This window comes from Microbacterium sp. 10L49 (genome assembly GCF_056395125.1).
Map to the genome: position 1 here is coordinate 73,799 of NZ_JBFTIW010000005.1, position 18,575 is coordinate 92,373.

An 18,575-nucleotide genomic window follows, 5' to 3' on the forward strand; every position below is an offset into this window, starting at 1 on the left:
AGATTGAGGACATGGCCACCATCACCGTGCGGTACTTCGCCGCGGCCGCCGAGGCCGCCGGGCGCGATCAGGAGCAGCTGATCGTCGACGGTCCGGACGCCCTGTCGACGGTGGGCGCCCTGCGTGCGGAGCTGCTCGGGCGCTACGGCGACCCGATGGCGAAGGTGCTGCGCTCCGGTTCGTTCCTCGTCGACGGCAAGGTCAGCCGCGACGACTCCCGTCCTCTCGGCGAGACCGTCGACATCCTGCCGCCGTTCGCCGGCGGCTGACCCACGGTCCCGATCGGCCGGCGATGTCCCGTCCCGCCGAGATTTCCGGTGGATCCGTCGGCGAAACGTGACAGGCTCGGAGGATGGGGACCGAGCCGGAGGAGACGAGCATGAGCGATCTGACCCACCTGCGGGCCGACGGATCCGCGCACATGGTGGACGTGACCGACAAGGCGGTCACGCGCCGTGAGGCGCGGGCACAGGCCGTGGTGCAGACCCGCGCCGACGTGGTCGCGAAGATCGCCGACGGCACTCTGCCCAAGGGCGAGGCGCTCGGCACCGCGCGCATCGCCGGGATCATGGGCGCCAAGCAGACCTCCACGCTCATCCCGCTCTGCCACCCGCTGCCGCTGAGCCGGGTCGAGATCGACCTCGTGCCGGAGGGCGACCGGGTGCGCATCATCGCCACGGCCGTCACGAAGGGTGTCACCGGGGTCGAGATGGAGGCGCTCACGGCCGCGAGCGTGGCAGCGCTCACCCTCTACGACATGATCAAGGCCGTCGACAAGCACGCCGTGATCGGCGACATCCGCGTGCTCGCGAAGTCCGGCGGCAAGAGCGGCGACTGGACCGCGGAGTGACCGCGACACCGTCCTCCGCCCGATCCGCGACCGTGCTCGTGGTGTCGACGCGAGCCTCCGCGGGCGTGTACGCCGACGAGACCGGGCCGATCATCCGCTCGTGGCTGGCCGAACGCGGGTTCGCGGTCGGCGATCCGGTCGTCGTCGCCGACGCCTCCGTGGCGGACGCGCTCGCGGCCGCGCTCGCCGATACCCCCGATCTGCTGCTCACGACGGGCGGCACCGGGCTCTCCCCCGACGACCGCACGCCCGAGGCGACCGCCGCGCTGCTCGACCGGGAGATCCCCGGCCTCATGGAGGAGCTGCGTCGCCGCGGCCTCGCTGCGACCCCGATGGCCCTACTCACCCGCGGAGTCGCCGGAGTCGCGGGGCGCACCGTCGTGATGAACCTCCCCGGCTCGCGCGGTGGCGTGCGCGACGGCCTCGCGGTGCTGGATCCGATCCTGGACCACCTGCTGGCCCAGCTGGGCGGGCACGGCGACCACCGCTGATACGGGCCGGGACGACCCGCCCCGCGCCACCGAAGTCGTGCGAGGCCCGTCCGGTCCGAGCACGACACGGTGGGTCGATCCGCCGGGAACCATGGCATTCCGCCATCGACGCAGCCCGCGCGCACCCCCTACAGTGTGCTCAGAGGGCAGCGCTGGGGCACCGCTCTCAGCGATGAGGGGCGGTCTCTCCCATGATCGACGCGCAGCACCTGCACGCCAGGGCACCACGACTCCACCATCACGGGCGCGCAGCTCTCCTGGCGGTGCTGGTGGGCGCCCTGCTCACCGTGACCGGGTGCACCGCGAACGGGACGACGCCATCGCCCTCCACCCGTCCACCGTCTTCACCTGCGGTCGATCCCTCGGCGTGCGTCCCGGATCCCGGATCAGTGATCGACCGTACGCAAGTCGCCGCGGCCACCGGGAAGCTGCCGTCGGCGCAGTCCACGTCGCTCGACGCCGCGGCCGCTGCGGCGTTCGCCGCGACGGCTGCGCCCGGCGCGGTCGTCGCGGTGCGCTCCCCGCAGGGCACCTGGGTCAGCGCCTACGGCGTCTCGGACCTGACGACGAAGGAACCCCTGACCCCCGACGTCTACCACCGCATCGGATCGGTGACGAAGACGTTCACGACCACGGTGATCATGCAGCTGGTCTCGCAGAAGAAGCTGTCTTTGAGCGATCCGATCAGCGACTACGTGCCGAATGTGCCGCACGGATCCGAGATCACGATCCTCGAGCTGGCGAACATGACCAGCGGCATCGCCAACTACACCGACGATCTCGAGTTCATGAAGCTGTACCTGACCGACTACAGCATCATCTGGACAGTCGATCAGCGGCTGGCGACGGCGTTCGCGATGCCGCGCACCTCGGCACCCGGCGCCGAGTTCCACTACTCCAACACCAACACCGTGCTGCTCGGGGAGGTCATCGAGAAGATCACCGGGCACCCTCTCGCCGAGGAGCTTCAGCGGAGGATCCTCGATCCGCTCCGGCTGACCCACACCTCGTACCCGCTGGCCTCCGCCGTCCTGCCCGAGCCGCACGCGCACGGATACACCAGCCTCGGAATCGTCGACGACGCCATCAGCGGAAACGCGCCGACACGGGACTCCACCGCATGGAACGTGTCCCAGGCGGGCGCCTCCGGCGAGATCGTCAGCACCGTCGACGACCTGCTCGTGTACGGCCGCGCCCTCGGCACCGGACAGGACCTGCTCCCCCGGGATGCGCAGATCGCGCGTCTTTCCTCCTTCCCCACCCCGGCGGGATACGGCATCGGGCTGAACTGCGTGCAGGGCTGGCTCGGTCACAACGGACAGGTGCCCGGATACAACACGGCGCTGTACTACGACACCCGCACGGACACGACGGTGGTCGTCGAGGTCAACGGCGATCATCCCGTGGGGGCCGCCGGGATCACCCCCGCGGACTCGATCTTCTACGCCGTGGCCGCAGCCCTCGGACGAGCCGTCGAGGGAGCCCCCTGAGCCCGGCCGCGTAAGGTGGGACGTCTATGGCTATCGGGGCGACGATCCACACGTTCGACGTGCAGCTGGCGGACACCGACCGCGACGTCTACGAGGACTACTCGCTGCGCGTCGCGCGGCACCCGTCCGAAACCGACGCCTACATGCTGACCCGGTTGCTCGCCTACGGGCTGGAGTTCGCCGAGGGCATCGCCTTCAGCGAGGGGCTCTCCAGCACGGAGGAGCCCGCCGTGGTCGTGCGCGACCTCACCGGGCGCACCACCGGCTGGATCGAGGTCGGCGCCCCCGATGCCGAGCGCCTGCATTACGGAAGCCGCCTGGCCGAGCGCACCGTCGTGTACACGCACCGCGACCCGGCCAAGGTCATGGCGCCCTGGGAGGGCAAGCGGATCCACCGCTCCGAGCACATCCGCGTCTACAGCTTCGACCCGGGCTTCATCGAGTCCGCGGTGCCGCTGCTCGAGCGCCGCAACACGGTCACGATGACCGTCACCGAGCGCACGCTCTACCTCGATCTGAACGGCACGTCCCTGACGACCGCGATCCACGAGCACGAGCTCGGCTGAGGTCGCGCCCGGCGCTGCGGGCTCAAGCGTCCGACAGGCCGTGCTCGCGCAGCTCGCGCCTGGTCGGGTGATGCGCGGGAGACTCGGCACCCTCGACGTAGGCCGCCGCGATCGCGGACAGCTGCGAGGTCGAGGTCGGAGGCTCCGATGGAGCCACCTCCGCAGCCCCGGCAGAACTCTCCTCGGCGGGTGCTTCGTTCGATGCCGCGTCCGTGACGGTGGCCGGCTCGCTCGCCCGCTCCGCTGCCGCCGCAGACGTGCCGCCCGACGGCGCTTCCGGCACCGTGGGGGCGCCCGGATCCGACGTGTCCGTGCCACCCTGCGACCCGCCGGCCTTCGCCGCACGCTTGGCCGCCCGGCGCTCCCTGGCCCCCTCGACGAGGTTGTACAGCGTGGGCAACACCAGCAGGGTCAGCACGGTCGACGACACCAGGCCGCCGATCACGACGATCGCGAGCGGCTGCGAGATGAATCCGCCGTGGCCAGTGATCCCGAGCGCCATCGGGGTGAGCGCGCAGATCGTGGCGAGCGCGGTCATCAGGATCGGGCGCAGACGCCGGGACCCGCCCGCGATGGTCGCGTCGTGCGCGTTCATGCCCTTCTCGCGATACTGGTTCACGAGGTCCACGAGCACGATCGCGTTGGTCACCACGATGCCGATGAGCATGAGCACGCCGATGAGGGAGGCGACGCCGAGCGGCACGCCGGTGGCGATCTGCAGCAGGATCGCACCGGTCGCCGCGAACGGCACCGAGCTCAGCAGCAGGATCGGCTGACGCAGCGACTTGAACGTCGCGACCATCACGATGTAGACGATGAGGATCGCTGCGAGCATCGCGAGCCCGAGCTGACCGAACGCATCCTGCTGCTGCGTGACCACGCCGCCGAGGGACGCGTCCGCTCCGGAGGGCAGCTTGGCGTTGGTGATCGCCTTCGACACGGATGCCGAGGCGCTCGCGAGGTCGTTGCCCTTCGGGGTGACCGAGACGGTCGCGGTGCGCTGCCCGCGCTGAGTCGTGACCGACGCCGGGCTCTCGCTCTGCTGCACCGTCGCGATCTGGTCCAGGCGGAGGAGCCCTGTCCGGCTCGGGATGGTCAGCGCCTTGAGCGCGTCGACCGTGGTCGGCGGGTTCGCACTCTGCAGGTAGACGGTGAGCGAGGATCCGTCGATCTCCACGGATCCGATCTGCTGCGGACGCATCGCCTGCGAGACGATGCCGCCGACCGCGACCTCGCTGAGTCCCGCCTTCGCGGCATCCGCGCGGTCGACCTGCACGGAGATGTACGGCAGCGATGCGGAGAGGTTGCTGGAGACCTGGTTCACGCCCGCCGAGCCCTTGAGCTCCTTCACGAGCGCGTCGGCCGCACTCGTCAGAGTCTTCTCGTCCGGCGCGGTGATCTTCACCTGGATGTCACTGGATCCGAAACCCTCCGACGCGGCGATCGTGATGTCGCCGACGCCGTCGAGCTTCTTCACAGCCGCGCGGACATCGGCCTGCACAGTGTCCTGGTCCGCCGACGGATCGGTCGTGATCGAGTAGGTGATGCCGGATCCGCCGCCGGAGAAGGCATCCCGCAGGGCGGATCCGCTCGAACCGATCGAGACCTGCACGGTCTTGATGCCGTGGATGTCCTTGATCGCCTCCTCGACCTTCTGCGCCGCCTTGTCCTCGGCGTCGAGGCTGGGCGCCTGGCCCAGCGACTGCGTCATGCGAAAGGTGTTCTGCCCGCTGGATCCGAGGAAGTTGACCTTCATGAGGGGAGCCGCGGCGAGGGTGCCGACGAGCACGACGACGGCGAGCAGCACGGTGATCCAGGAGTGCTTCAGCGTCCAGCGCAGGATCGGCAGGTACGCCTTCTGCAGGCGAGTCGGCGGGGCGTCCTCATGCTCGGGGTCGATCGCATGGCCGTCTGCGCCGAGCAGCGGCTTGCCCGGGCGCAGGAACCAGTAGGCCAGCACCGGCACGATGGTGAGAGCGACGAGCAGCGACGCCGCCATCGCGATCGTCACGGTGAGCGCGAACGGCCGGAACAGCTCGCCGGTCATGTCGCCGACGAACGCGATCGGAAGGAACACGGCGACCGTGGTGATGGTCGAGGCGGTGACCGCCGTCGCCACCTCGCGCACCGCGCTCAGGATCGCGGTCTTCTTGTCGGCGCCCTGCACATAATGCCGCTTGATGTTCTCGATCACGACGATCGAGTCGTCTACTACGCGGCCGATCGCGATCGTGAGCGCGCCGAGTGTGAGGATGTTGAGCGAGTAGCCGAACGCCTGTATGCCGATGAACGTGATGAGCACGCTGGTCGGGATCGAGATCGCGGTGACGAGCGTCGAGCGCACGGAGAGCAGGAAGATCAGGATCACCAGCACGGCGAAGACGAGCCCGAGCAGACCCTCCTGGGCGAGCGACTCGATCGACTGCTGGATGAACGGCGCCTGATCGAACACGGTCGTGAAGGTCGCCCCGGGCAGGTCCTTCTTGAGCTCGGGGATGAGGGCGGTGACGGCCTTCGACACGTCCACCGTGTTGGCCGAGGGCAGCTTCGTGACCGCGATCGTGAGGGCGGTCTTGCCGTCGACCCGGGAGAGCGAGGTGACCGGATTCCCGTCGATCGAGACCTTTGCGACGGATCCGACGGTGACGCCGGGCGTCGCCGCGCCGACCAAGGGGATCGCCTGCACCTGCTCGACGCTGGTGAGCTTCTCACCGGTCTGCACGGTGAGCGTGTTCTCGTCCTCCGTGATGGACCCGCCCGGGAACAGAGTGCCGTTCTGCTGCAGCGCGTCCTTGATCGCGCTCGAGGTCAGCCCCGCCCCAAGCAGGGCGGTGGTGTCGGGGGTGATCGTGAGCCGCTTGCCCTGCCCGCCGACGAGCGACGCCGCGTTCACGCCCTTGAGCCGCTCGATCTTCGGGATGATCGTGTTCGTGAGGCGCTGCTGCGCCGCCTCGGCGTTGGAGAAGCCGGTGACCGCGACCTGGATCACGGGGAAGTCGTCGATCGACGCCGTGATGACCTGCGGATCCACGCCATCGGGCAGCTGGGACTTGATCCGACCGATCGCCTGGTTGATCTTCTGCTCGGCCGTCGCGAGGTTGGTCCCGTAGGCGAAGGACGCCTGGATCACGGAGGAGTTCGTCGTGCTCGTGGCGGTCGAGGTATCGAGGCCAGGGACGCCCTGGATCGCCGTCTCGATCGGGGTCGACACGTCGTGCTCGACGACCTCGGGCGAGGCGCCGGGGTAGCTGGCGACGATCGCGAGCTGCGGGAACTCGATCGACGGGATCAGCTCCTGCTTCAGGTTCGTGAGCGCGAGGCCGCCGAACACGGCGGCCACGATCGTGATGAGCGCGATCAGGGCGCGGTTGCGCAGGCTCAGGACGGCGAGCTTCGACACGGGTCCCCCTTCGTACTCCGGGGCGGGATCCGGCGTACAGGCCAGAGTCTAGAGCGCCGATGTCTCGCTCCCGTCACAGGATCCCGGCACCCTGCAGCGCCGGGATCCCGGCCGCGGGCTACTGGCAGACGCCGTTCTGATAGTGCGTGTTGAAGGAGTGCACCTGCACCCAGGACACCCGCTTGCCGGTCTCCACACTCCACCGGCGTGAGCCCTGCGCGGGAGCGGTGGCGTAGTTGGTGCCATACGAGGCCGAGGTGCCGTCGACGAAATGGGCGTTGAGCTCGTAGATGTCAGGGGCGCTGTCGTAGCTGACGATGACGCGCTCGCCGTCGACCGTGTAGCTGCCGTTGTCGCCGGCCGCAGCGCTCCCGCAGGTCACCACGTCGTCGGCGGCACCGTTCGTCGACGCGGCCGCGAGGGGCACCGCCGTGACCGCCGCGATCACGGGGATGCTCCAGGCTGCTCCCTTGATGACGGTGCGGCGGCTCAACGTACTGCGGGCCTCGGTGTTCTGCTCGGACATGGTTCTCTCCCCTGATGACGTGGCCCGCGGGCGCACGGAGGTGCGGCGCGGGCATGGATGCGATTGCGCGCGGGCATGCGGACGCGCAGCCCCAGGCGCGAGCGGACGGCGCTCGGGTGCGCCGTCCGCACTCACCACGTTCACCCCGCGAGAGCGCCAGTCGCGTCATCCGGCGCAGAATCACCCCCTCACTCACCCACCCGGGTGAGCGCCGGAGCATGTGAACCCGTAGCGTGGCAGATGGTTGAAGCATGCAGGCGCATGCACCTGCCGGCCGGGTGCCGGCGCGGGGGATTCGTGGGGACGAGCGTGGATATCGGGGAGCGGTTCATCGATGCGGTGTTGTCGAGCCGAGATGCGGACGCCGCCGCGCTCGTGGAGATCTGGCCGATCGAGCTCTGGTACTCGCTGCCGCCCTACCAGCTCCGGACGCTCCTGGACCGGCTCTCTCCTGAGGCGCATCACCTGAGCCCCACGGTCTCTCTTCTCTCGCGCGCCCTGGCGCCGGACGACGCGACCTTCCGGATGCCGCGTCGGCGCGGACCGGTGCCGGCGAATCATCACCGCCGCGCGTCGATCTTCGAGGCAGCACGGCGACGGGTCGCCGGGGATCCTGTCGGTGCGTTCGAGCTGCTCTCGAGCCTTCGCGAGAACGTCGCCGGAGCTTCCCGCACCGGCATCGGCCCCACCGACCCCGCTCTGGCGTTCGTTCTGATGCAGACCGCGGAGTCGGCGCTCCTCGCCGGACGTCTGCGGGACGCGCTGGCCCTGTTCGAGGAGCTGGCCGCAGCACCGCGGACGGGCGATATGGAGTTCTTCGCCCGCAGAGCGCACCTGCGGGCAGCGCTCATCCACCAGCACTACGGCAATACCTGTGTCGCTCGATCCCATCTGCAGCAGTCCGCAGAGGTGCCGCGCACCACGAGCTGGGTGGAGAGCCGGCTGGATGGCGATCAGCGGCTGGTCGAGATCATGGTCGCGTCGGAGGATCTCGACGAGGCCTTCTCCGCTCTGCTGACCCTGACGTATTCGGATCTGGGTGAGCTGTGGCCGTTCGCGGTGATCGCCCTGCACGCATGGGGCTCCATCACGGGCCGTCGCGATGCGGCGCGCTCTCGCATGGAGGCGATGGCGAACGCCGGGTTCGGACGAGATGGCACAGGGCTCATCGGCTCGACGCTGCCCCTCATGCTCGCGCTGGACTCGCTCCTGAACGGCGACCTCCCCCGGGCGCAGGCCGAGATCCGCGACGTCCAGGAGGATCACTGGATAGCCACCGTGGTGCGCGCGCTGATCGACATCGGATCCGGCGCGCCTCGCCGCGCGCTGGACAGCCTCGAGGCCGCGGCCGACGCGACGGCCGGGCTTCTGCAGGCCGACCGGCAGCGATACCTGGTCTCGGCGCTCGCGCACTATCTGAGCGGCGACTCAGGAAGGGCGTCCGCCACGATTGCTCTGCTCCCGGTCAGCGCGCGTCGATGCAGCCCCTACGAGATCTCGGTGCTCGACACCCTGGCGCCGGGTGTCCTCGGGGTGGTCGCCGATCTCGTCCCCGAGCTGCTGCCGGAGGGCTTCTCCTTCGACCGGGCGGGCGTGCTCGAGAAACCGACGCTCACGCGGCCGGAGCTCGAAGTGCTGACCCGGCTGGCGCGCGGGATGACCAGACCGGACATCGCACGGGACCTCTTCCGCTCGGTCAACACGGTCAAGACCCACCAGCGTTCGCTGTATCGCAAACTCGGGGCATCATCGGCCGCGGAAGCGGTCGCCCTTGCCACCGAGTCCGGATACCTCTGGCATCTGCCGCAGCCGTCACCGCTCCGGCCGTGAAACCGGGCCCCGCCGGGTGAACCGCCGCGTCTAGTCTGGGACGATGTCCCGTCTTCTCGTCCGCCGCCCCTCGCCCCGCCTCGCCGAAGGCGAGCTCACGCACATCGAGCGGGTCCCCGTGGATCCCGAGCTCGCACAGCGCCAGTGGGAGGCATACGTCGAGGTGTACCGATCCCGCGGTTGGGACGTGATCGACATCGATCCGGACGACGCGCACGCCGACGGCGTGTTCGTCGAGGACACCGTGGTCATGTTCGGCGACATCGCGCTGCTCACCCGGCCCGGCGCGGACTCGCGGCGCGGCGAGATCGACACGACTCGCGCGGCCCTCGAGAAGGCGGGCATCGACTACGCCGAGGTCGAGGCGCCCGGCACCCTCGACGGCGGAGACGTGCTCAAGGTCGGCCGCACGGTCTACGTCGGGCAGACCCTGCGCACGAACGCCGAGGGCATCCGGCAGATGGATACGCTGCTCGCCCCGCGCGGCTGGACCGTCGTGCCGGTCGAGGTCACCAAGGTGCTGCACCTGAAGAGCGGCGTCACTGCTCTGCCCGACGGCACCGTGATCGGCTATCCCCCGCTCGTCGACGACCCGTCGATCTACCCCGAGTTCCTGGCCGTCCCGGAGGAGCATGGCACCGCCGTCGTCGTGCTCGACGAGAACACGGTGCTCATGTCGGCCGACGCCCCGCAGAGCGCGCAGCTGTTCCGCGACCGCGGCCTCACGGTGATCGAGACCCCCGTCTCCGAGTTCGAGAAGCTCGAGGGCTGCGTCACCTGCCTGTCGGTGCGCGTGCGCGACTGAAACCGCGGCTGCGGGCTGCGGCGGCGGCAGCGACTGAATCCACGACTGCGACTACGTCCGTCACGGTGCGACGATCAGCACAGCATGCAACGATTCGCACGCGTGGTGACGGGATCCGTGTGCTGATCGTCGCATCGTGTGCTGATCGTGGCAGCGCGTATCCGGGTGGCCGGAGCTCAGGCGGCGAGAGCCGCGCCGAGTGCGAGCCCGCCGACAGCGGCGAGGATCCCGAGCAGCAGCATCCCGACGGCGTTGAAGGCGCCGGCGCGCGAGGATCCGTCCCGCCACAGCGCGACCGTGTCGAGCATCGCCGTGCTGAACGTGGTGTAGCCGCCGAGCAGGCCCGCGCCGACGATGAAGGCTGCGCCGGGGAACCCGCCGCTGACGACACCGAGCACGAAGGATCCGGTCACGTTGATCACCAGCACGCCCCACGGGAAGCGCGTGCCGACGAGCCGAGCCACGCCGAGATCGACGAGGTAGCGCAGACCCGCTCCGACACCCCCGGCGAGCGCGGCGTACAGGAAGACCAGCGGGGTCATCCGCGCGCCTGCGTGTGCGAGGCGCGGGGGCGCCTCCCGCGCCAGCGGCCCGGCCGGCCGAGATCGAGACCGAGGGCCGCGGCCCCGATGCCGAGTGCGACGCTGCCGATCGCGTACGCCGAAGCGAGCCACGGCTGGGCATGCCACAGCGTCACCGTGCCGACGGCGAACGCGCTGTAGGTGGTGAACCCGCCGAGCACGCCGGTGCCCAGCAGCACCCGCACCGCATGCGAGCCGGGCAGCCGCGCGGCGAGCACGCCGATGAGGAAGGCGCCCACGAGGTTCGCGATGAGCGTGGCCCACGGCACGGCGGCCAGCCCGTGACCGCTCGGCACGGGGAGGGCGAGTCCGAGTCCCAGGCGCGCGGCGGTGCCGACCACGCCCCCCGCGACGACGAGCGCGAGGCGGAGGGGGACGGGCGAGTTCACGCCCGTCAGCCTAGACCCGGCGTCTCGGCGGGCTCGTCCGACGGCACGCGGATCGCCCCGCTTCCAGGCCGGTTCCGTAGACTCGGCCGGGTGGCGGCGGCCCTGCCCGAGGGACCGCCCCCGCCGAGCCGGCCGAGGAGGACGATGCGCGCGTGACCATGAGGATCGCCTTCGGCTGGTCGCGTCTGCTCACCGCGGCCGTGTGCGGAGTCGCCCTCGTGGACCGCCTGTTCTGGGGCCTGGGCTCGCAGACCATCGCCGGCCAGAACTTCCTCGCGTACCTCACGATCGAGTCGAACATCGCGTTCGCCGTCCTCGCCCTGATCGCAGGGATCATCGCGCTGCGCACGCCGGAGGATCCCGCCTGGCTCACCACCGCACGTGCGGTCGTGCTCAGCTGGACCATCACCGCCGGTCTCGCGTTCGCCCTGATCGTGTGGCAGGCGGGCCTGCACGGCATCCCGATCTGGGTGCCGTGGTCCGACGTGGTGCTGCATTTCGTGCTTCCGGCGTGGACCGTCGTCGCCTGGGTCTTCGGCCCCGGCCGGCGCGCGGCCTCCTGGCAGATCGTGCCGTACGTGCTCCTCTACCCCGTCGCCTGGGGCGTGTTCACGATCTGGCGCGGCGGCCTGGTCGGCTGGTATCCGTACTACTTCCTGGATCCGCGTCAGGTGTCGGGGCTGCCCGAGATGATCGTCACCTGCGTCATCGCTCTGGCGATCTTCGCCCTGGTCGCGAGCGCCCTGGTCGCCCTGAGCCGGCTGCGCACCACGGCGCGGACGGATCTGCGCGGCACTCCGAAAGCGGACGGGGACGACCCGGATCCGGCCTGAGATCAGGGCGTCGGCGTCGCCGAGACGAAGAATCGCAGCGACTCGCGCACGGCGGACTCCGCGTCGCCGTCTCCGAGCTTCGCGAAGGCCTCGGCCTCTGGCCCGCCGACGAGACCGACGAGCACGGGCCGGCCGGTGACCGGCTGGAGGTTCAGCCAGGTGCGGATCGGGCCGTCGCCCCCGACGACGTGCCAGAGGTCGGCATCGACCTTCCAGAACGCCTCGTCGAACTGCACCCACACCGTCTCCACGTATCCCGAGGCGAGCGCCGCGATCGCACCACGATGCGTGAACGGCAGCGGCGGGGCGAACTCGATCGCCCCGTGCTGCAGCACCCCGAGCGGGACCGTGACGACCACGCGATCGAAGGACAGCGACTCGCCGGTGCCCAGGCGCAGGCTCACCCCCGAGTCGTCGTAGGCGATGCGCGTCACCGGTGAGGCGAGCGTGACCTTGATGCCGTCAAGCGGCGTGTTCACGAGCGCGGCGACATCTCCATCAGCGCCCACGAGCCCGTCAGGGACGAACGTCGGCGGGAACCAGCTCGACGCCTTCTCCGCGTCGGCACCCGTGGTCGCCTGCAGCCAGGCGAGAGCCGCGGCGAGCGCCGGATCGGCCGGGTCGGCGCCGGCGGCCCGGAGCGCGGCGTCGATCGACGCGTCGGCCGGCGCGTTCGCCGCCTGCTCGATCGCGTGCCGCAGCGGTCCCCCGTCGAGGGCGGGCGCTGCGCCGTCCTTCGACCAGCCTGTGGGCGTGCCGAACGTCAGCCGGTGGATGCCCTGGGCGGCCAGCTCACCGCCCAGGGTGCCCGCCTCCTCGCCCGCCGACAGCCACGCCCCCAGCTGCACCGGGATCGGCCATTTCTTGTCCGCGATCGAATGGATCCGTCCCCCGGTGCGCTCGCGCGCCTCGAGCACGGTCACCGTGCGCCCTGCATCGGTGAGCGCACGGGCGGCGGCGGCTCCGGCGGCGCCCGCACCGACGACGGCGACGCGCTCGCCGCTCGTGGACGCGTCGATGAGCAGGGCCGCGGCCCGCTGACCCGAGTCGATCGCGCCCGGGACGGTTCCGGGATGATCCGGATCCGTCGTCTCACCGGCGAGGAACACGCGGTCACCGATCGGCTCGGCGAGATCCTTGCGCAGCTGCGGCGTCGCCCCGGCCGGCAGGTAGCTCATCGCACCGCGGGAGTATGCGTCCGTCGACCAGGTGCTGCGCATCCACGCCGTCGGCTCCGGTGCGGCGCCGGGCGGCACGCTCGGCATCGGCGAGGGAGGGGCGGTCGTCGGGGTCTTCGTGGGCTGCGGCTCGGGCGTGCAGGCCGCGAGCACCACCGCGACGGCACCGGCTCCGGCACCGACGAGCAGGGTTCGCCGCGAGATGCCCATCGTGGTGCCAGCCTATCCCGGGTGCCGGAGAGGCCGCCGTGGGACCCGGGCTAGGACCAGGCGCTGACGCCGAAAGATGGATGACGTCGCTCCGGACGACCCTGGAGCGCCGAAATCCATCTCCTGGCGAGGCCTCATCCTCCTCAGAGAAGGAAAACGCTGCTCGGACATGGTTCCGAGCAGCGTTTTCCTTCTTTGACGCGACCGCGGAGCCGCTTCCGGATCCGGATCCTGTTCCGGTTACAGGTTCGCCTCCGCGTAGATGCGCAGGGCGTCGCGGACGAACTCCGCGCCGGCGGTGCCGGTGGCTCCCTGCGCGGCGGCGGCGGACCGGTCCGCACCGGTGGCGTAGTTCGCGCCGAAGCGCGGATCCGCCACGTACATCTCACCGAGGCCGATGACGTACGCCTTGCGGTCGCCGGAGGCCCCGTACGCGGGCGTGCCAGGGATGCCGGTGAGCCAGTCGACGTGGCGGCGCGCCACGTCCTGCGCCTCGGGCGATGCCGGATCCGCTCCCGCTTCGGCGAGCGCGATCCAGTCGGCGCCGAGGTCGGCGACGCGCTGCTTCCACGCGGCCTTCTCGTCATCGCTCAGCCCACGCCACCAGCGGTCGCTGTCGGCGTAGGCCTTCTTACCCCAGCGGGTCTCGACCTCGTCCTTGTACTGGGTGTGATCGAAGCCGTCGAACATGTCGTCAGGCATGAGTGCTCCTCCTTCTCTGAGGGTGGTGATGGTGTTCTCGACCGACGCGATCTGCCGCGCCAGCCTGGTCTGCTCCGCGCGCAGCAGCGCGAGGTGCTTCTCGAGGGCGTCCACCTCGATCGCGGCGTTCGCCGACCGACCGGATCCGGCCCCGTCGGATGCCGGCACGCCCTCTCCGACGACCTGGGCGATCGCCGGCAGCCCCAGCCCCAGCTCGCGCAGGAGCAGGATGCGCTGCAGGCGCAGGAGCGCCCCCTGGTCGTAGTGCCGGTAGCCGTTCGAGGCGACCCGCGTCGGCGGCAGCAGGCCGATGTCGTCGTAGTGCCGCAGGGTGCGGCTCGTGGTGCCGGTCAGCCGCGCGATCTCCTGGATCGACCAGTCCCGATGCGCCATGGGATCCTCCTTCGGTCGTCGATATGACCACCGTAGAAGTTGACGTTGCGTTAATGTCAAGCGGGATCCTTGTCGACGCCGAGGTCGGTCACGGTACGTTCATCCCGTGACCCCCGACGCGCACCCGCTCAACGCCACGCACCCGCTCGCACTCGCTCCGGTGATCGCCCCGCCGCTCACCGTCGACGGGTTCGTCGAGGAGTTCCTGCACAATCTGAACTTCGACGGCGGCGTGACGCTCTCCGCATCCAGCGTGAACGACCGGTATCTTGCCCTCGCCTGCACGGTGCGCGATTACCTGATGGCCCGCTGGCTCGAGGATCAGCGCCGGCAGCAGGAGAGCCAGGCGAAGAGCGTGTGCTACCTCTCCGCCGAATACCTGCTCGGCCGCCAGCTCGACAACGACCTGATCGCGACCGGCTTGTCCGAGGTCGCGGCCGAGGCCCTCGCCGCGTGCGGGATCGACATCGACGAACTGCGCGCGCACGAGATCGAGCCAGGGCTCGGCAACGGCGGACTCGGGCGCCTCGCCGCCTGCTTCGTCGACTCGCTCGCCACCCTCGGCGTACCGAGCACCGGATACGGGATCCGCTACGAGTACGGGATCTTCCGGCAGACCTTCGAGGACGGCCAGCAGGTCGAGCAGCCCGACGCCTGGCTCGCGCTCGGCTCGCCATGGGAGTTCCCGCACCCCGAGCAGGCGCAGACGATCGCCTTCGGCGGGCATACCGAGACGTATGACGACGACGGCACTCCCCGTTCGCGCTGGATCCCGGCCTGGACCGTGCGCGCCGTGCCCTACAACTACATGGTTCCGGGCTTCCACAACGGCCGCGTGAACACCCTGCGGCTGTGGAGTGCGGTCGCCACCGACGCGTTCGATCTGCGCATCTTCAACTCCGGCGACTACGAGCAGGCCGTGCGGGCGCAGACCTATGCGGAGAACATCTCGAAGGTGCTCTATCCCGAGGACTCCACTCCGCAGGGCAAGGAGCTGCGCCTGCAGCAGCAGTACTTCTTCGTCGCCGCATCCATCGCCGACTTCCTGGATCGCCTGCCGGTGGACTTCGACCTCGCACACCTGCCCGATCGCGTGATCTTCCAGTTGAACGACACGCACCCGGTGATCGCGGTCCCCGAACTGCTGCGCGTGCTGGTCGACGAACGCGGCATGCCCTGGGACGACGCCTGGACCATCGCTCAGAAGTGCTTCGCGTACACCTGTCACACCCTGCTGCCGGAGGCCCTCGAGGTCTGGTCCGTCGAGCTGCTGGGCCGGTTGCTGCCGCGGCACCTCGAGATCATCTACCGGATCAACGACGAGTTCCTCGCCGCGGTGCGTGCCCGTTTCGGCGACGACGAGATGCGGATCCGCAACATGTCGATCATCGCGGAGTTCCCCGAGCGCTCCGTGCGCATGGCCTACCTCGCCACCGTGGCAGGCGCGCGCGTGAACGGGGTCGCCGAGCTGCACTCGCAACTGCTGCGCGACAAGGTGCTGCCCGCATTCGCCGAGTTCTTCCCGGACAAGTTCACCAACGTCACGAACGGGGTCACGCCCCGCCGCTTCCTGCGGCTCGCGAACCCCGGGCTCTCCTCGCTCATCACCGAGGCGATCGGCGACGGCTGGGTCACGGATCTGGAGCGGCTGCGCGAGCTCGAGCCCCTCGCCGACGATCCCGGGTTCCGCACCGCGTTCGCCGCGGTGAAGGTCGCCAACAAACGGCACCTGAACGATGTGCTGCTGGCCCGGGACGGGATGACGGTCGGCGACGGGCACCTCGTGGACGTGATGGTCAAGCGCCTGCACGAGTACAAGCGGCAGCTGCTGAAGGTGCTGCACATCGTGAGCTCGTACGAGGGGGTCATCTCGGGGCGGATCCCGCTCGCCGAACTCACTCCGCGCACCGCGCTGTTCGGCGCGAAGGCCGCCCCCGGCTACGCGATGGCCAAGCGGATCATCCACCTCATCAACGCGGTCGGATCCGTCGTCAACACGGATCCGAGGCTCGAAGGCCGCCTGCAGGTGCTGTTCCCGCCGAACTACAACGTCACGCTCGCGGAGAGCGTGATCCCCGCCGCCGACCTCAGCGAGCAGATCTCGCTGGCGGGCAAGGAGGCCTCGGGCACCGGCAATATGAAGTTCGCGCTCAACGGCGCGCTCACGATCGGCACCGACGACGGCGCGAACGTCGAGATCCGCGAGCTCGTCGGCGACGAGAACTTCTTCCTGTTCGGCATGACCGAGCCCGACGTCGAGGCGCTCTCGGCGCGCGGCTACCAGCCGAGCGAGTTCTACCAGGCCGACGCCGACCTGCGCCGCGCCATCGATCTCATCGCGTCCGGCGCTTTCTCCGGTGGTGACCGCTCGGTCTTCGAGCCGATCGTGTCGAACCTGCTGTACGAGGACCGGTTCATGGTGCTCGCCGACTTCGCCGCCTACATGTCGGCGCAGGAGCGCGTGGACGCCGCCTATGCCGACCAGGACGCATGGACCCGCTCCGCGATCCTCAACGTCGCCCGGTGCGGCTTCTTCTCCTCCGACCGCTCGATCCGCGACTACATCGACCGCATCTGGCACACGCCGCCGACGAGCTGAGGCCGGCTTCTTCGTTTCGAAGCGCGCACATGGCTGCATCCCTTCCTCGGATGCAGCCATGTGCGCGCTCCGAAACTCCCAGGAAAGAGTCTTGACGCGATCGAGATATATCGTGTTATGCTCTCAAACACGATATATCTCGAGCTGAAGACTCGAGATCCCCCAACTCAGGAGAACAGACATGACCGAGAAGTGGCTCATCGCCCCCGGGCAGGAGCGCGTGATCGACATCGAGCGCGCGTCGAAGCTCAAGATCGGACTCGTCGGCGGACAGGTGGACGTCATCGCGCACGACGAGCCGGGCATCCGGATCGAGGTGCACAACGTCACCGTCAAGGACCTGCGCGTCGAATCCGACGGCACTCAGATCGAGATCGACCATCCGCAGATCGGCTGGGACAACTTCCTCGAGGTGTTCCGCAACTTCGGCGCCGGCGGCCCCAAGGCCGAGATCAGCGTCGCGGTCCCCCGCGACATCGCCCTCACCCTGGGCGTGGTGAGCGCGGGAGCGCTCGTCTCCGGCCTCACCGAGGACGCGCGGCTCAACACCGTCTCCGGCGACCTCATCGTCGACACCCACACCGGCGACCTGAACGTGAACACCGTTTCGGGCGACGTGCAGGTGCGAGGCCTGGCGGGCACGGCCATGGCGAACACCGTCTCGGGCAGCGTCGCGCTGACCGGCGAGGTGCGCAAGGCCACGATCGACAGCGTCTCGGGCGCGATGCTCATCGACGCGACCGGCCCCGTCAACACCGTGTCGCTGAACAGCGTCTCCGGCGACGCCACCGTGCGCCTGGACGAGAACCTCGCCGCGAACTACGTGGCGCGCGCGCTGAGCGGCCGCATCACGATCGACGGCGTTCCGCGGGGATCGTCGGGCCCGTCGAACTTCACGGGATCGCGCGGCGAGCTGTCCGGATCCTTCGCCGATGTGCGGGTGAACACCGTCTCCGGCGACATCACGGTGCTGCGCCGCGACGCCGCCGAGGCCCCGGTGTCGTTCACCTCCGACGGAGAGGACCTGCTGTGAGCCCCGCGGTCTTCTCCCACGGCGATCTGCGTCTGTACCTGCTCGCGCTGCTGGCGGAATCACCGCAGCACGGCTACGGCATCATCCAGGCGCTGACCGATCGCACCGGGGGCACGTACACGCCGAGCGCCGGCACGATCTACCCGCGCCTCGCGAAGCTCGAGGAGGAGGGGCTCGTCACCAAGACGGTCGACGGCCGCACCACGATCTACGCGATCACCGAGGCCGGCCGTGCCGAGCTCACCGCGCGCGAGGGCGACCTGCAGGGCATCGAGGCGGGGCTGAACGACTCGGTGCGCCTGATCGCGAACGAGGTGCGCCAGAGCGTGCAGGAGGCCATGAAGAGCCTCCGCGCCGACCTGGCCGCCGCCGCCCGCGAAGAGCAGAACGCCGGGTCGCCCTCCTCCTACCGGGAGGCCTCCGCTCGCGCGGACGAGCGGATCGCCAGCCGTGAGGAGCTGCGCCGCGCGGACGCCTCGATCAACGAGTTCCGGGCCAGGGTGCGCACAGACCTGCGCACGCACGTCGCACGCGGCGGTACGGTGCCGGCATCGCTCGTGACGCAGCTGGACACCGCGCTCGACGACGCGGCGCGCGCGGTGACCTCGACCCTGGCGGGCCTGTCTCACCACTGACGACGTCCCCACCCCGCGAGACTGCAACCCCGTCGCGAGACAGCAGCACAATTCTGCTGTCTCG

The 18,575-nt window shown here is 69.9% G+C and carries 17 protein-coding genes; 11 read left to right on the forward strand and 6 right to left on the reverse strand.

What is annotated here, in order from left to right:
* Nucleotides 1–11: 11 nt before the first annotated feature.
* From AC1DCT_RS17870 to AC1DCT_RS17890, 5 genes are all read left to right on the forward strand, one after another.
* Nucleotides 12–269, forward strand: coding sequence for a MoaD/ThiS family protein (locus AC1DCT_RS17870; protein WP_441977357.1), 258 nt, complete (start codon nt 12–14; stop codon nt 267–269).
* Nucleotides 270–379: 110 nt separating this feature from the next.
* Nucleotides 380–850, forward strand: coding sequence for a cyclic pyranopterin monophosphate synthase MoaC (gene moaC, locus AC1DCT_RS17875; protein WP_477229749.1), 471 nt, complete (start codon nt 380–382; stop codon nt 848–850).
* Complete coding sequence (locus AC1DCT_RS17880) at nt 847–1,341, forward strand: MogA/MoaB family molybdenum cofactor biosynthesis protein (RefSeq protein ID WP_477430547.1); 495 nt, start codon at nt 847–849, stop codon at nt 1,339–1,341. Before moaC ends, AC1DCT_RS17880 begins: the two co-directional genes overlap by 4 nt.
* Nucleotides 1,342–1,730: 389 nt before the next feature.
* On the forward strand, nt 1,731–2,831 hold the full coding sequence (locus AC1DCT_RS17885) for a serine hydrolase domain-containing protein (RefSeq protein WP_477430548.1): 1,101 nt from the start codon (nt 1,731–1,733) through the stop codon (nt 2,829–2,831).
* A gap of 26 nt (nt 2,832–2,857) precedes the next feature.
* Nucleotides 2,858–3,397, forward strand: a complete 540-nt coding sequence (locus AC1DCT_RS17890; RefSeq protein WP_477430549.1) for a YaeQ family protein — start codon at nt 2,858–2,860, stop codon at nt 3,395–3,397.
* Nucleotides 3,398–3,419: 22 nt separating this feature from the next.
* Here the strand turns inward: AC1DCT_RS17890 and AC1DCT_RS17895 are convergent, their stop codons facing one another.
* Entirely contained in the window at nt 3,420–6,797 is a 3,378-nt protein-coding gene (locus AC1DCT_RS17895; RefSeq protein WP_477430550.1) for an efflux RND transporter permease subunit, read from the reverse strand.
* Nucleotides 6,798–6,915: 118 nt separating this feature from the next.
* Nucleotides 6,916–7,323, reverse strand: coding sequence for a hypothetical protein (locus tag AC1DCT_RS17900; RefSeq protein ID WP_440733102.1), 408 nt, complete (start codon nt 7,321–7,323; stop codon nt 6,916–6,918).
* A gap of 261 nt (nt 7,324–7,584) precedes the next feature.
* On the opposite strand from AC1DCT_RS17900, the gene AC1DCT_RS17905 reads away from it, so the two are divergent.
* Both AC1DCT_RS17905 and ddaH read left to right on the forward strand, forming a co-directional pair.
* A complete protein-coding gene (locus AC1DCT_RS17905; protein ID WP_477430551.1) occupies nt 7,585–9,153 on the forward strand; it encodes a helix-turn-helix transcriptional regulator in 1,569 nt (522 codons plus the stop codon).
* Nucleotides 9,154–9,196: 43 nt separating this feature from the next.
* Nucleotides 9,197–9,958, forward strand: a complete 762-nt coding sequence (gene ddaH / locus AC1DCT_RS17910; protein WP_440733100.1) for a dimethylargininase — start codon at nt 9,197–9,199, stop codon at nt 9,956–9,958.
* Between the two features lie 176 nt (nt 9,959–10,134).
* On the opposite strand, the gene AC1DCT_RS17915 is transcribed toward ddaH, so the two are convergent.
* Both AC1DCT_RS17915 and AC1DCT_RS17920 read right to left on the reverse strand, forming a co-directional pair.
* Nucleotides 10,135–10,500: a fluoride efflux transporter FluC gene (locus AC1DCT_RS17915; protein WP_477229755.1), complete on the reverse strand. Its 366-nt coding sequence runs from the start codon at nt 10,498–10,500 to the stop codon at nt 10,135–10,137.
* On the reverse strand, nt 10,497–10,928 hold the full coding sequence (locus AC1DCT_RS17920; RefSeq protein WP_441977365.1) for a fluoride efflux transporter FluC: 432 nt from the start codon (nt 10,926–10,928) through the stop codon (nt 10,497–10,499). Before AC1DCT_RS17920 ends, AC1DCT_RS17915 begins: the two co-directional genes overlap by 4 nt.
* A gap of 158 nt (nt 10,929–11,086) precedes the next feature.
* On the opposite strand from AC1DCT_RS17920, the gene AC1DCT_RS17925 reads away from it, so the two are divergent.
* Entirely contained in the window at nt 11,087–11,761 is a 675-nt protein-coding gene (locus AC1DCT_RS17925; protein ID WP_441977537.1) for a Pr6Pr family membrane protein, read from the forward strand.
* 2 nt (nt 11,762–11,763) lie between these two features.
* Here the strand turns inward: AC1DCT_RS17925 and AC1DCT_RS17930 are convergent, their stop codons facing one another.
* Both AC1DCT_RS17930 and AC1DCT_RS17935 read right to left on the reverse strand, forming a co-directional pair.
* The gene (locus AC1DCT_RS17930) at nt 11,764–13,149 is read right to left on the reverse strand and encodes a flavin monoamine oxidase family protein (protein WP_477430552.1); all 1,386 of its coding nucleotides are present in this window, start codon (nt 13,147–13,149) and stop codon (nt 11,764–11,766) included.
* Between the two features lie 240 nt (nt 13,150–13,389).
* Nucleotides 13,390–14,244 (reverse strand): MerR family transcriptional regulator, encoded by an 855-nt coding sequence (locus AC1DCT_RS17935; protein ID WP_477430553.1) that lies wholly within the window; start codon nt 14,242–14,244, stop codon nt 13,390–13,392.
* Between the two features lie 106 nt (nt 14,245–14,350).
* On the opposite strand from AC1DCT_RS17935, the gene AC1DCT_RS17940 reads away from it, so the two are divergent.
* The 3 genes from AC1DCT_RS17940 to AC1DCT_RS17950 all read left to right on the forward strand — a co-directional run bounded on the left by AC1DCT_RS17940 (nt 14,351) and on the right by AC1DCT_RS17950 (nt 18,511).
* Complete coding sequence (locus AC1DCT_RS17940; protein WP_477430554.1) at nt 14,351–16,843, forward strand: glycogen/starch/alpha-glucan phosphorylase; 2,493 nt, start codon at nt 14,351–14,353, stop codon at nt 16,841–16,843.
* A 181-nt stretch (nt 16,844–17,024) separates the two neighbouring features.
* Entirely contained in the window at nt 17,025–17,876 is an 852-nt protein-coding gene (locus AC1DCT_RS17945) for a DUF4097 family beta strand repeat-containing protein (RefSeq protein WP_440733094.1), read from the forward strand.
* Nucleotides 17,873–18,511, forward strand: a complete 639-nt coding sequence (locus AC1DCT_RS17950; RefSeq protein WP_477430555.1) for a PadR family transcriptional regulator — start codon at nt 17,873–17,875, stop codon at nt 18,509–18,511. The genes AC1DCT_RS17945 and AC1DCT_RS17950 overlap by 4 nt, the downstream gene beginning before the upstream one ends.
* Nucleotides 18,512–18,575 lie beyond the last annotated feature (64 nt).

What these genes read in the sequence shown, in the direction of transcription:
- moaC (WP_477229749.1), top strand. Translation starts at nt 380, where the DNA reads ATGAGCGATCTGACCCACCTGCGGGCCGACGGATCCGCGCACATGGTG.
- AC1DCT_RS17935 (WP_477430553.1), bottom strand. Translation starts at nt 14,244, where the DNA reads ATGGCGCATCGGGACTGGTCGATCCAGGAGATCGCGCGGCTGACCGGC.
- AC1DCT_RS17900 (WP_440733102.1), bottom strand. Translation starts at nt 7,323, where the DNA reads ATGTCCGAGCAGAACACCGAGGCCCGCAGTACGTTGAGCCGCCGCACC.
- AC1DCT_RS17925 (WP_441977537.1), top strand. Translation starts at nt 11,087, where the DNA reads ATGAGGATCGCCTTCGGCTGGTCGCGTCTGCTCACCGCGGCCGTGTGC.
- AC1DCT_RS17930 (WP_477430552.1), bottom strand. Translation starts at nt 13,149, where the DNA reads ATGGGCATCTCGCGGCGAACCCTGCTCGTCGGTGCCGGAGCCGGTGCC.
- AC1DCT_RS17915 (WP_477229755.1), bottom strand. Translation starts at nt 10,500, where the DNA reads ATGACCCCGCTGGTCTTCCTGTACGCCGCGCTCGCCGGGGGTGTCGGA.
- AC1DCT_RS17945 (WP_440733094.1), top strand. Translation starts at nt 17,025, where the DNA reads ATGACCGAGAAGTGGCTCATCGCCCCCGGGCAGGAGCGCGTGATCGAC.
- AC1DCT_RS17905 (WP_477430551.1), top strand. Translation starts at nt 7,585, where the DNA reads ATGCACCTGCCGGCCGGGTGCCGGCGCGGGGGATTCGTGGGGACGAGC.
- ddaH (WP_440733100.1), top strand. Translation starts at nt 9,197, where the DNA reads ATGTCCCGTCTTCTCGTCCGCCGCCCCTCGCCCCGCCTCGCCGAAGGC.
- AC1DCT_RS17870 (WP_441977357.1), top strand. Translation starts at nt 12, where the DNA reads ATGGCCACCATCACCGTGCGGTACTTCGCCGCGGCCGCCGAGGCCGCC.
- AC1DCT_RS17890 (WP_477430549.1), top strand. Translation starts at nt 2,858, where the DNA reads ATGGCTATCGGGGCGACGATCCACACGTTCGACGTGCAGCTGGCGGAC.